This window comes from Lentzea alba (genome assembly GCF_011067745.1).
In the GTDB taxonomy this organism is placed as follows: Bacteria; Actinomycetota; Actinomycetes; order Mycobacteriales; family Pseudonocardiaceae; genus Lentzea; species Lentzea alba.
The window spans coordinates 40,023-52,015 of record NZ_JAAMPJ010000012.1; the positions used below are offsets into that span (position 1 = coordinate 40,023).

The window sequence follows — 11,993 nt, forward strand, 5'->3', positions numbered from 1 at the left end:
TGCCTCGGCGTGTTCGTGGGGACGCGGGGAGGGCGATGTGATCCAGACGTTGCGTGACAAGGGATTGCCGCCGCCGGTGCGGACGGCGCTCGGCGCGTGTTGCGTGCCGCGGCGCGGGCGCGGGCGCGTGGGCGTCGGGAGGGCGATGTGACGCACACCTTGAGCGACACGGGATTGCTGTCGCCGGTGCGGGCGGCGACCGAGGTGGAGGCGATGACCTCCGACGAGGCGTGGCTGCGGGCGATGTGCGCGGCCGAGGCCGGACTCGCCCGCGCCCAGGCCAGGGTCGGCACCGTGCCCGCGTTCGCCGCCGAGGTGATCAGCCAGGTCGCCCGCGACGGGTGTTTCGACGTTGCCGGGATCGCCGCGCGGTCGCGTGGCGCGGCGAATCCGGTGGTCGCGGTGGTCGGGGAGCTGACGGCGGGTGTTGCCGCGGTCGACGCGGCTGCGGCCGAGTACGTCCATCGCGGCTCCACCAGCCAGGACGTACTCGACACGGCCTGTTGCCTGGTCATCGCGCAGGTGGTGGTCCGCGTCCGGCAGGACCTCGCCACGGTGATCGGCGCACTGGAGGAGCTGGCGGACCGGCACCGGCGCACCGTCATGGCGGGGCGGACGCTGACGCAGCACGCGGTGCCCACGACGTTCGGACTGAAGGCGGCGGGGTGGCTGCACCTGTTGCGAGAGGCGGACTCCCGAGCGGCACACCTCGTGCGGCGCGGGCTGCCCGTGCAGATCGGTGGTGCGGCCGGGACGATGGCGGCCTACCTGGAGCACGCCCGGCTGCACTTCGGCCGGTTGCCCGCGGACTACGCCGCGAACCTCATCACCGCCTACGCCGACGAGATGGGGCTGGCCGAGCCCGTGGTGCCGTGGCACGTGCTGCGCACGCCGATCGTCGACACCGCCGCGTGGTGCGCGTTGCTCACCGGGGCGCTCGGCAAGATCGCCGTTGACGTGCAGTCGTTGTGCCGCACCGAGGTCGCCGAGCTCAGCGAGTCCGGGGCGGCCGGCAAAGGGGTCTCCTCCGCGATGCCGCAGAAGCAGAACCCCAGTCTTGCCACGATGATCCGAGCCGCGGCGCTGCAGGTGCCCGGGCTCGCGGCCACCCTCGCGCACTGCATGCTCGCCGAGGACGAACGAGCCGGCGGCGCCTGGCACGCGGAGTGGCAGCCGTTGAGGGAGTGCCTGCGGCTGGCGGGCGGCGCGGCGCACACGGCGGTCGAACTGATCACCGGTCTGCGGGTGCACGCCGACCGGATGCGGGCCAACCTGGAGATCACTCGCGGGGCGATCGTGGCCGAACGGCTGTCCGCGCGGTTGACGCCACAGCTGGGAAAGACGAAGGCGATGCAGGCGGTCGCGGCCGCCGCCGGCCGGGGCGGGGCCCTCGCCGACGCGCTGGCCCAGGACGCGGTCGTGGCGGCGGTGCTCGACGCCGGCACGCTGAAAACCTTGTGCGACCCCGCGGACTATCTGGGTGCGGCCGACCACCTCGTGCAGCGCGCGTTGGACGTCGAATGACGGCCGCACGGAGCTCCGCCGCCTGGGAGTGGAATCCGTCGACCTGGCGCGACCTGGTCGTCACCCACCAGCCGGACTGGCCTGACTCGTGCGAGCTCACCCGCGCGCGGTTGCGGCTGGCCAGTGAACCGCCGCTGACCAGCCCCGAGGACGTCCGCGAGGTCCGGCAGGCGCTCGCTGAGGCCGCCGCGGGCCGGGCGTACGTCCTGCAGGGCGGTGACTGCGCCGAACCGTTCGGGGTCGCCGCACGCCGTGGCGCACTGGCCAAGGACAAGATCCTGGGCGTGCTGGCGGAGCGGATCAGCCACGCGATGGACGTACCGGTGCTCACGATCGGACGACTGGCCGGCCAGTTCGCCAAACCGCGCTCCGAACCGACCGAGGTGATCGACGGCGAGGTGATGCCGACCTTCCGCGGGCTCGCGGTGAACAGCCCGCTTCCCGTGGCGTCCCAACGGGTTCCGGACGCCCGGCGGATGGTCACCGCCTACCACTCGGCCCGTGCGGTGATGGACGACCTGGCCCGGCGGCGTACCGGTGACCACCACGGCCGCACCAGCCGCGACGGCCTGAGCTGGCGGCACAACGGCATGTGGGTGAGCCACGAGGCGTTGCTGCTGGACTACGAGGAGGCGCTCGTCCGGGTCGACCCGAACACCGGCGGCTGGTACCTCGCGTCCACCCACTTCCCCTGGATCGGCGAACGCACCCGTGCCGCCGACGGCGCGCACGTCGAGTTCCTGTCCGGCATCGCCAACCCGGTCGGGTGCAAGATCGGCCCGGACGCCGTTCTCGACGAGGTCGTCGCACTGTGCGCGAAACTCGACCCGGAACGCCGGCCGGGCCGGCTCACGCTGATCTGCCGGCTCGGCGCGCACCGGGTCCGGACCCTGCTGCCCCCGTTGGTGCGCGCGGTGCGGGACGCGGGTCACCCGGTCGTCTGGATGTGCGATCCCATGCACGGCAACACGAGGACCACCGGCACCGGCGTCAAGACCCGGCACCTGGACGACATCACCGGCGAAGCGGAGGCGTTCCACGAGACCCTGCACGAACTGGGCGAGTGGCCGGGAGGCCTGCACCTCGAACTCGCGGGGGAGGACGTGACGGAGTGCCTCGGCGGCTCTGGCGTGCCCGACGAGACCGTGCTCCCGCGCCGGTACACCTCGTTGTGCGATCCGCGGCTCAACAACGAGCAGGCCCTGCTGACGGTCGAGGGAGTGCTGCGCAGCGGCCTGCCCCTGCGATCATGAAACCCCATCATCACTCAATGTATCATTGCTGTTTCGAAGAGTGACGAGTAAGATAAATGTTCTGGGAGCGCTCCCATTCCGCCGCTGCTGTTCGGTCATCGGAGAATGGAGGCTCAATTCATGCGTGTGCGCAGCACCACCTCCTGGTCCGCCGCCAGACGACGTGCCGTCGTCGCCCTGATCATCGGCATGCTGGCCTCGACGTTCGTCTGGACGCCGACGGCCTCGGCGCACGGCACGATCGTCAGTCCCGCCACCCGCGCCTACCAGTGCTGGAAGACGTGGGGGAGCCAGCACACCAACCCCGCCATGCGGGAACAGGACCCCATGTGCTGGCAGGCCTTCCAGGCCAACGCCGACACCATGTGGAACTGGATGAGCGCACTGCGGGACGGTCTCGGCGGGAACTTCCAGGGGGCCACGCCCAACGGGCAGCTCTGCAGCAACGCCCTGTCGCGCAACAACTCCCTGAACACACCGGGCCGGTGGAAGACCACCAGCATCGGCGCCAACTTCCAGATGCACCTGTACGACCAGGCGAGCCACGGCGCCGACTACATCCGGGTCTACATCAGCAAGAACGGGTACGACCCCACCACCCAGAGTCTCGGCTGGGGCAACCTCGACTACATCATGCAGACCGGCAGGTTCGCCCCGGCCAAGGACATCAAGTTCAACGTCCAGACGTCCGGCGCCTACCGCGGCCACCACGTGATCTTCACGATCTGGCAGGCCTCCCATCTCGACCAGGCCTACATGTGGTGCAGTGACGTGAACTTCGGCTAACGCCGCAGGTTCTCGCCATGAACGGCGCTTTCGTGGACCTCAGGTCCACGAAAGCGCCGTTCATGGCACGGGGTTCGCCCGCGTCCAGTCGTCGACGTGGAAGGGCGCGTCGCCCTGCGGCACGACGGTCGACGCGTGCGCGACCACCTCGGCCGGCACCTGGCCGCCGGTCAGGCCGAGCCGGTCGCGGTAGTCCGTCTCGAACGCGGCGGCGACCGCCTCGGCGGTCAGTCCCGGCACGTAGTCGGCCAAGCCCGCGATGGAGCTTTCGCGCAGGTCGTAGCCGAGCGCGGCGGACACGTCCGTGATCACGGCGCGCACGCGGTCCGAGACGACGATCTGCACGACGGTGCTGAACAGGGAACCGGTCGCGGTGACGCGTTGTGCCGAGCCCACGACCTTCGTGGTGCCACCGACGTTGATGCTGTACTCGCCGGGGCAGTACTCGCCGTCCACCTCACCGACGCGGGCGTCGACGTCACCGAGTCCGCGCAGCACCCGGACGTGGCTCTCGGCGTTCGCGGCGAAGGTCGCGCTGCCCGCGTGCCGGATGCCGGTGGTGCGGTCGAGGTGGTCGATCACCACGGCGCCGCTGTCGTAGGCGACCATGCGCCCGCCCGGCGACCGGACCACCGGCTCGAACCCCGCCGCGCGGGCCACCCTCGTTGCCGCGGCGATGCCGGGTGAGCGGAGGTCTCGGCCGCTGAAGGCGACCGTGGGGCCGTGCGGCACGTAGATGTGGACGAGCTGCGACCACTCCGCGGCGGGGGCGCGCAGCAACAGTGCCGGGATCACCAGCTCGGTGACCGCACTCCCGGTGCTTCCGGAGACCAGCAGCCGGGGTTGGTCGAGGTTGTTCGCAGTTGGCACGCCGTGATTCTCGACCACGACGGGCAGAAGCATGCCCTGGCATGCTCGCACCCATGCGACAGGTCACCGTGCTCGGCAGTTGCGGCGCCTATCCGGAGCCGGGCCGCGCTTGCAGCGGCTTCGCGATCGACTGGGACGGCTACCGGCTGGTGCTCGATCTCGGCTACGCCACGCTGCCGCGCCTGCTCGCGCACTGGCCGGACGGCGCCGTCGACGCGGTCGCCATCACGCACGAACACCCCGATCACTGCGTGGACCTGCACGGCTTGTTCCGGATGAGGCTCTACGGCGGCAAAGCTGAGCCGAGGATCCCGTTGTACTGTCCGCCGGGCGTGCTCGCCCGGCTCAGCGGTCTGGAGCCCGACGTCGACCTGGAAGCGGTCTTCGACGTGCATCCCCTGCCCGGCTCCTACCGGGTCGGGCCATTCGAGCTGACGGGTCTGCCGCTCCCGCACTTCGTGGACAACGCGGGCATCCGCTTGCAGGCGGGGGAGATCGCCCTGGCCTACACCGGGGACACCGGTCCGGACGCCGCACTGGCCGAACTCGGGCGTGACGCGGACCTGTTCATCGTCGAGGCCACCGACCGCGAGGGCGAGACCCTGCGATCCGCACGCAACCTGATGACCTCCGCGGAGGCCGGCCACTGGGCGAAGCGAGCAGGAGCCCGCAGGCTGATGCTCACCCACTTCTGGCCGGGCAACGACCGGGAGGTCTCGCTGGCCGCCGCTCGTGCGGAGTTCGACGGCGAAGTGCTGGCAGCGGAGGAAGGACTCGTCGTCGCGCTCGGGCCGTGCTGAGCGGAGGGGCCCGCACAGCACGTGTGCGGGCCCTCCCGTTCTGCCAGCCGCAGTGCGAGGAACCGGAGTACAGGGCGCTCTGTGAACAAGTTCAGGAACGCGCTGTCGATCACCACGGTCACGCTCGCCGCCGCGGCTTTGACGAGCGGCACGGCGCACGCGGCGCCGTCACCGTTCTTGTAATCGCGGAAGCTCCCGTCCGACTCCTTTCTTCGTCGAACGTGTGGGGAGCGCGGTTACGCCTTGAGGCGATACGCGCGCAGAACCGTTTGGTCGACGGTGTTTCCGTCGCTGTCGCGGGCGGTCACCCGCAACGACACGAACCCACCTGCCTTGCCCCCGGGAGGAACCACGCCGGTGACCGGCGTCCAGGTCGCACCGTCGTCGAAGGACGCGTAGGCGCGCAGTTCACGCACCACCGCCCGGTCCGCACCCGCTTGTCGTGCCGCGGTGAACTTCGCGGGCATCGGAGCGCCCGCCTTCCAGCTGTTGCGCAGGTCGAGCGGCAGCGCGTAGTCGACCTCCAACAGCGGCAGCTTGCCGTCGGCCGGTGACGAGAACTCCCACGTCGTGCGCACCTCGGGCGACAGCGCCACGAAGTTGCGCGTCGCGTGCAGGTCCAGCGTGAAGCGGCCGTCCCGGTCGGGTGCGTAGAACCGGCTGTTGTACAGGAAATCCGTGCCCAGCGAGACGCCGTCGCGCTTGAGCTCCATGGTGAGGCTGCTGTTGCGCACCCGGCCTTCCACCGCCTTGGAGGTGCCGAACGGCGAGACGTTCGCCTCCAGGTGAGGGTACAGGCGGGACACACCGCCGCCGTGCGGCCACGGCGCCTCCGCCTTGCCGAGCCTCGGGGCGGCGATCCCGCGCAGGATCGAGCGGTCGTACTTGCGGCCCGGCGCGAACTTCTCGACGCGCAGGTTCGACCACGAGTCCGCCCGCACGTCGTCTCCATCGCCGAAACGACCGACGGAACCCTCGTTGTACCAAGCGCCCGGCGAGAAGTACTCGACCCGAGTGGCGGGTGAGCCGAGCGGTTCCTCGATGAACAGGTCGGAGTTCACCACGCCGCCGACGACCGGGTAGTTCCGCGTCGTCACGGTGCTGTCCTCACCGGACGTGTGATAGCGCGCCTTGACCTCGGCGAGCGCGGAACGCTTGACGGGGTAGGTCTTTCCGGCCGGCAGTGCGCCCTTCTCGGCCTGGTGCAGGGTGTACGAGACCGGGGAAGTCGTGACGGAGCGGAACGTCAGCCGCGCAGGCGTTTGCGGTGCGGCGTGCTTGCCCACCGTGATGACCGGCAGCTCCATCCGGTCGCCCCACGCGACGTCGGGCGGACCCGCCCACAGCACCGCGACGGCACCCGCCTGCTTCAGCTCCCTGGCCACGGTGAACGCGAACTCGTCCTGCGGACGTACCAGCACCATCTTCCCGCGCACGTCACCGCCGCGTTCCACGACGTCGTAGGTGTGGTCGCCCTGCGGCAGGTAGGGGCTGTCGCCGTCGTAGCTCACCGGGAACCCGCCGACGACCGCGATCTTCGGCTGGGCGGCGACGAGCACCGTGTCGTAGGTGAGGTCCGGCAGCGGTTCGCCGAACGACATGCCGTACACCGGCACCCGCCCGTCGATCCGCGACCAGATGGAGTCGGGGAAGGACGGGTTCACCGGCACCTTCATGGTGGTCAGCCGGTACAGCGGCGCCACCCGGTCGTCGTCCAGGGCGAACGCGATCGGCTTCGCCTGCTGCAGGTCGAGGTGCACCGAGACGTCCGACGCCGTCGAGAAGCGGCCCGACACGTCGGTCACCGACGCCGGCGAGTACCAAGTGCGGCTGTCCTCGCCCTCCGCGAACCGCGCCAGCACGGTGTAGTCGCCGACCGGCATGCGCGCGTCGAGCGTGCCGTCCTTGCCGAGTTCGAGCACGGACGCGTTCTTCGTGGCCAGGTCGATCAGCACCATCCAGCCGTTGCCGACGGGCTTGCCGTCGCGGCCGGTGACCCGCAACGACAGTCCGTGGCGCTCCTCCTCCACGGTCCCGCCGACGGAGGTGGTCAGCTCGACACCGGTGGCGGTGGCCCGCAGGCGTCCGGAGAACGCGCCGATGCCCTTGGCCGGATCGAGCACGACGTCGACGGAGGCCGATCCGTGCGCGGGCACGACGACCGACGGTGCGACGGTGAACCGGGCGCCCAGATCGTGCTGCAGGGCAAGGGAAATCGGCTGGTCACCGGCGTTGGTGTAGGTGACCTTCTTCGTGATCGGCGCGGTGTGCGGCCAGGTCACGAGTCCGAACGACAGGCTGCCCGCGTCCGCCCGCACCTGCTGCGTCACGGCGCGGCCCACGTTCAGCAACCCCGTGCCGCCGTCGTCGGGCGAGAACCCGAGCGTCTTCACCGTCGTCATCAGCCGCGTCTTCAGCTCGGCCGCGGTGAGGGACGGGTCGCGTTGCAGCACGATCGCCGCCGCACCCGCCACGTGCGGGGCGGCCATGGAGGTGCCGGACAGCCGCGCGTGCAGGTCGTCGACGGCGGCGTCCGGGAGCGTGCCCGCCGCCCGTGCCGCCACGATCTCCTCGCCCGGTGCCGCGATGTCCGGCTTCATCGCCAGGTCACCGACGCGCGGGCCGCGCGACGACGACTCGTGGACCTCGCCGGACTTGGTCAGGTTCGCCACCGCGAGCGCCGCGTCGGCCGCCGCCGGGCTGCTGACCTTCTGCCAGCCGCCGAAGTTGCCCGCCGAGATCACGAACAGCGCGCCCGTCTCGGCGGTGAGCTGGTTGACCTTGAGCGACAGCGGGTCCTGGCCGTCGCTCTCGTAACCGCCGAGGCTCATGTTGACGACCTTGGCCCCGACCTCGCGGGTGGCCCACTCCATGCCCGCGACGATCGCGCTCTCGGTGCAACCGCGGATCTCGCACACCCGGCCGACCGCGAGCTTCGCGCTCTTGGCCACACCCCGGAACTTCTCGCCGCGCCCGGCGATGATGGACGCGACGTGGGTGCCGTGGCCGGCGTTGTCCTGGACGCCCATTCCCGTGAAGTCCTTCGCGACCGTCACGACGTCCTTGAGCTCGGGATGCTGCTGGTCGTAGCCGGTGTCGAGCACCGCGACCGTGACGCCGGCGCCGTCGAACCCCGCCTCCCACGCGGCCGGTGCGCCCACCATCGGGACGCTCTGGTCCAGCGTCACGTGGGCCTTGCCGTCGAGCCACAGCTTCTCCGCGCTCAGCGTGTTCGCCCGGCGCTGGGCCCACTGCTGGGCCGCTTCCTTCTTCTGCACGACGCCGGCAGCGCGGAAACCGTTGTTCAGCAACGGAATCCGGTCAGTCTTCTGGTCGGTGTAGCCGTACGAGTACAACGCGGTGATGTCGAAGAACCGCTTGTCGATGCGGTTCTGCGTGACCGCGCTGACCGCGTCGGCGGGCACCACGTACTGGTGGCCGTTCTGGACGTACTGGGCGAACGACATGCCCGGCCGGCCCTCGACCCTGACCAGCTCGCCCTTCTCGTTCACCACGACCTCGTCACCGCTGATCAGCGTGATGACGTCGGCCGGTACAGCCCCAGGTCCGGCGGTCGCCGGCTCCGCTTCCGCGGTCACCGCCGGGCTGAGCAGCCCCGCGGTGAGCACGGTGATCGTGAAACAGCGTGCTATGCGCACGTGTCCTCCCCACAGTGGATGAGACGGCGTCAGCCGCTCACTTCCACCAAACTGAGAAAGTGCTCCCCAGGTTGCACAAGATCAGGATTCGAACTTCTCCCGCCGTTGTGCAGACCCGCCGCGCCACCCATACGGTCGAGGTGGGAGGTCGGTGATGCGAAGCCAGTTCGAGTACCTGGTGGTGCTGGGTGCGTGCGTGCTCATCACGGTGCCGCTGGAGTGGATGGGACGCGGCGTCTACCGGCGTGGCCCGGAGCTGGCGCGCGCCATCGCTCCGGTGCTGCTCGTTCTTGCGGTGTGGGACGTCATAGCGATTCTGCGTGGACACTGGAGCTTCCACCCCGAGGCCACGACCGGCGTGACGATCGGTGGCGTGCTGCCGATCGAGGAAGTCCTGTTCTTCGTGGCCATTCCACTGTGTGCGGTGCTGACCTACGAGGCCGTGCGCGGACGTTCGGAACGCTGGTTGCGCGATGTTTAGGGAGTACCTGTTCGCCGCGGCCGCCGCGGTGGTCGTGGTGCTGCTGCTCGAACTGTGCGTGCTGCGCACGGGGTTGTTCAAGCGGCCCGCTTACTGGGTCACGATGCTGATCGTGCTCGGTTTCCAGGTGCCGGTCGACGGATGGCTGACCAAACTGGACGCACCCGTCGTGCTGTACGCGGACTGGGCGATCAGCGGGCTGCGGGTGCCGTGGGACATCCCGGTGGAGGACTTCCTCTACGGCTTCGCCATGGTCACCGCTGTGCTGCTGCTGTGGGAACGGGGAAGGCTGGCACGTGAACAAGCTTGAGGTACCGGGGAAGTTCACCCGCGCCGCTCGTGGGTACGACTTCCTCGTCGGACTCAACCCCGGCTATCACCAGGCGTTGCGCCGGTCGGCCCGGGCGCTCCGCCTCCGTCCGGGCATGCGGGTGCTCGACCTCGGCTGCGGTACGGGCGCCTCCACGGCGGCGCTGGTCGCGGCGTCACCCGGCGTGGAGATCGTGGCCGTGGACGCGTCGGAGGGCATGCTGGCGCGGGCCCGGGAGAAGCGCTGGCCGGACCGGGTGAGGTTCGTGCACAGCCGCGCCGAGGACGTGGACGAGGGACAGTTCGACGCGGTGTTCGCCGCGTACCTGGTGCGCAACCTGCCGGAGCCGGACGGGTTGCTGCGGCGGGTTCGCTCGTTGCTGAAACCCGGTGCGCCGTTGGTGTTGCACGAGTATTCGGTGCGGGACTCGATGGTGAGCACGGCACTGTGGACGGTGCTGTGCGGGTTCATCGTCCCGGCCGGGTGGCTGGTCACCGGCGACCGGTCGCTCTACACCTACCTGTGGCGCAGCGTGATGGACTTCGACGGTGCGACCGCGCTGCGCGACCGCTTGCGCCGCAACGGGTTCGTCGGCGTGCGCAGCGCACCCGTGCCCGGTCTGCAACTCGGAGTGGTGCACACGTTCGCCGGCCACAAGCCAGAGCAGGAGCAACGGTGAGGGATCGCAAGGCCGTTCGGATCCCGGCGCCGGCCGGGCGTGCGCAGTTCAACGGGGACGCCCCCGCGGTCGTGGTGGTCGGCGGTGGCATCGCCGGACTGTCCGCGGCGACGCTGCTCGCCGAACGCGGGGCACGGGTCGTGCTCTGCGAACGGGAGAACTACCTGGGCGGTCGCGTCGGCGGTTGGAGCACCAGGCTCGCCGACGGCAGCGAAGCCACGATGACCCGCGGCTTTCACGCGTTCTTCCGGCAGTACTACAACTTGAGGGCGTTGCTGAAACGCGTCGACCCGGCAGGCCGCGCGTTGACCGGCTTGCCGGACTACCCGCTGCAACACGCCTCCGGCCACCGCGACGGTTTCGCCGGGCTGCCGACGGCCGTGCCGTGGAACGCGCTCGCGTTTCTGCGCGGCAGCCCCACGTTCCACTGGCGAGACCTGCCGCAGGTCAACGCGCGTGTGGCGCTGTCACTGCTCGACGTGTCGGTGCCGCGGGTGTACGAGGAGCTCGACGGCCTCGACGCCGCCTCCTACCTGGAACGGATCCGGTTCCCGCAAGCCGCGCACGCCCTCGCCTTCGAGGTGTTCTCCCGCAGCTTCTTCGTGCACCCCACCCAGATGTCGGCAGCCGAACTCGCGGTGATGTTCCACATCTACTTCCTCGGTTCCGCCGAGGGCCTGCTGTTCGACGTCGCGGCCGACCCGTTCCCGCACGGCCTGTGGGAGCCGCTGCGCCGCCACCTCGCGTCGCTGGGCTCGACGGTCTGCACCGGCGTCGAGGTCGGTTCTGTGCAGCCGGGCGAGCACAAGCGCTTCTCGGTCACCATCGGCGACGGCTCGATCGAGGCGGACGCCGTGGTGCTCGCCGCCGACGTCCCCGGCCTGCGCGCCCTCGTCGGAGCGTCACCAACGCTGGCAGACGCGGCGTGGCGCTCCCAGGTCGGTGAGCTGCGCACCGCACCCCGGTTCCTCGTGTCGAGGTACTGGCTGGACACGCCGGTGGACCCGGACCGGCCGGGCTTTCTGGGCACCAGCGGGCACGACCTGCTCGACAACATCAGCGTTCTCAACCACTACGAACACGAGGCGCGGGCGTGGGCCGCGCGCACCGGTGGCGCGGTGGTGGAGCTGCACGGCTACGCGTTGCCGTCCGATGTGGACGAAGAAGCGGCCCGTGCTCGGCTCTGGGAGCAGTTGACCGAGGTCTATCCCGAGACGAAACGGGCCGGGATCGTTGACGAACGGCACGAGCTGCGTGAGGACTGCCCGTTGTTTCCGGCCGGTGGCTATGCGCGCAGGCCGGGAGTGACGACACCGGACGATTTCCTCGTGGTGGCGGGTGATCTGGTGCGGATCGATCTGCCGGTTGCGCTCATGGAACGGGCGGCGACCACGGGATTCGCTGCGGCGAACCAGCTGTTGAGCCGTTGGGGCGTGGCGGGTGCTGATCTGTGGACCGTGCCGACCGAGGGGCGCGTGCCGGTGCTGCGTGCGGTCGCCCGCCGCTGGCGAACGTGCTAGATGGTTGCCCCGCCAGACGGCCATCGACGGGCCGGGTCATTTCATCGTCGCTTCGCGACGATTGTGATTGGGGCTTGACTTCGGGGCCCTTGCGAGGCGCATATCGGCCTG

10 protein-coding genes are annotated in these 11,993 nt (G+C 70.2%); 8 read left to right on the forward strand and 2 right to left on the reverse strand.

The genetic code is table 11. The features are described 5' to 3' along the window. Nucleotides 1–147 precede the first annotated feature (147 nt). The 3 genes from G7043_RS35140 to G7043_RS35150 all read left to right on the forward strand — a co-directional run bounded on the left by G7043_RS35140 (nt 148) and on the right by G7043_RS35150 (nt 3,563). On the forward strand, nt 148–1,524 hold the full coding sequence (locus G7043_RS35140; protein WP_390828832.1) for a lyase family protein: 1,377 nt from the start codon (nt 148–150) through the stop codon (nt 1,522–1,524). Continuing rightward, nucleotides 1,521–2,777: a 3-deoxy-7-phosphoheptulonate synthase gene (locus G7043_RS35145; RefSeq protein WP_166052978.1), complete on the forward strand. Its 1,257-nt coding sequence runs from the start codon at nt 1,521–1,523 to the stop codon at nt 2,775–2,777. Before G7043_RS35140 ends, G7043_RS35145 begins: the two co-directional genes overlap by 4 nt. Nucleotides 2,778–2,897: 120 nt before the next feature. Next, complete coding sequence (locus G7043_RS35150; protein WP_166052979.1) at nt 2,898–3,563, forward strand: lytic polysaccharide monooxygenase auxiliary activity family 9 protein; 666 nt, start codon at nt 2,898–2,900, stop codon at nt 3,561–3,563. 60 nt (nt 3,564–3,623) lie between these two features. Here the strand turns inward: G7043_RS35150 and G7043_RS35155 are convergent, their stop codons facing one another. Next, complete coding sequence (locus G7043_RS35155; RefSeq protein ID WP_166052980.1) at nt 3,624–4,466, reverse strand: lipoyl protein ligase domain-containing protein; 843 nt, start codon at nt 4,464–4,466, stop codon at nt 3,624–3,626. A 20-nt stretch (nt 4,467–4,486) separates the two neighbouring features. On the opposite strand from G7043_RS35155, the gene G7043_RS35160 reads away from it, so the two are divergent. Then, complete coding sequence (locus G7043_RS35160; RefSeq protein WP_166052981.1) at nt 4,487–5,233, forward strand: MBL fold metallo-hydrolase; 747 nt, start codon at nt 4,487–4,489, stop codon at nt 5,231–5,233. 236 nt (nt 5,234–5,469) lie between these two features. Here the strand turns inward: G7043_RS35160 and G7043_RS35165 are convergent, their stop codons facing one another. Continuing rightward, nucleotides 5,470–8,892, reverse strand: a complete 3,423-nt coding sequence (locus G7043_RS35165; protein ID WP_166052982.1) for a S8 family serine peptidase — start codon at nt 8,890–8,892, stop codon at nt 5,470–5,472. A gap of 154 nt (nt 8,893–9,046) precedes the next feature. On the opposite strand from G7043_RS35165, the gene G7043_RS35170 reads away from it, so the two are divergent. Genes G7043_RS35170 through G7043_RS35185 form a run of 4 tightly spaced genes read left to right on the forward strand, consistent with a single transcriptional unit; the run spans nt 9,047 to nt 11,882 of the window. Next, the gene (locus G7043_RS35170; protein ID WP_166052983.1) at nt 9,047–9,373 is read left to right on the forward strand and encodes a lycopene cyclase domain-containing protein; all 327 of its coding nucleotides are present in this window, start codon (nt 9,047–9,049) and stop codon (nt 9,371–9,373) included. Beyond that, nucleotides 9,366–9,683 carry a lycopene cyclase domain-containing protein gene (locus G7043_RS35175; RefSeq protein WP_166052984.1) on the forward strand — a complete coding sequence of 106 codons (318 nt, stop codon included), beginning with the start codon at nt 9,366–9,368 and terminating at the stop codon, nt 9,681–9,683. The genes G7043_RS35170 and G7043_RS35175 overlap by 8 nt, the downstream gene beginning before the upstream one ends. Then, entirely contained in the window at nt 9,670–10,362 is a 693-nt protein-coding gene (locus G7043_RS35180) for a class I SAM-dependent methyltransferase (RefSeq protein ID WP_166052985.1), read from the forward strand. Before G7043_RS35175 ends, G7043_RS35180 begins: the two co-directional genes overlap by 14 nt. Then, entirely contained in the window at nt 10,359–11,882 is a 1,524-nt protein-coding gene (locus G7043_RS35185; protein WP_166052986.1) for an FAD-dependent oxidoreductase, read from the forward strand. Before G7043_RS35180 ends, G7043_RS35185 begins: the two co-directional genes overlap by 4 nt. The last annotated feature ends 111 nt before the right edge of the window (nt 11,883–11,993 follow it).

What these genes read in the sequence shown, in the direction of transcription:
- G7043_RS35145 (WP_166052978.1), top strand. Translation starts at nt 1,521, where the DNA reads ATGACGGCCGCACGGAGCTCCGCCGCCTGGGAGTGGAATCCGTCGACC.
- G7043_RS35150 (WP_166052979.1), top strand. Translation starts at nt 2,898, where the DNA reads ATGCGTGTGCGCAGCACCACCTCCTGGTCCGCCGCCAGACGACGTGCC.
- G7043_RS35155 (WP_166052980.1), bottom strand. Translation starts at nt 4,466, where the DNA reads ATGCTTCTGCCCGTCGTGGTCGAGAATCACGGCGTGCCAACTGCGAAC.
- G7043_RS35160 (WP_166052981.1), top strand. Translation starts at nt 4,487, where the DNA reads ATGCGACAGGTCACCGTGCTCGGCAGTTGCGGCGCCTATCCGGAGCCG.
- G7043_RS35170 (WP_166052983.1), top strand. Translation starts at nt 9,047, where the DNA reads ATGCGAAGCCAGTTCGAGTACCTGGTGGTGCTGGGTGCGTGCGTGCTC.
- G7043_RS35175 (WP_166052984.1), top strand. Translation starts at nt 9,366, where the DNA reads ATGTTTAGGGAGTACCTGTTCGCCGCGGCCGCCGCGGTGGTCGTGGTG.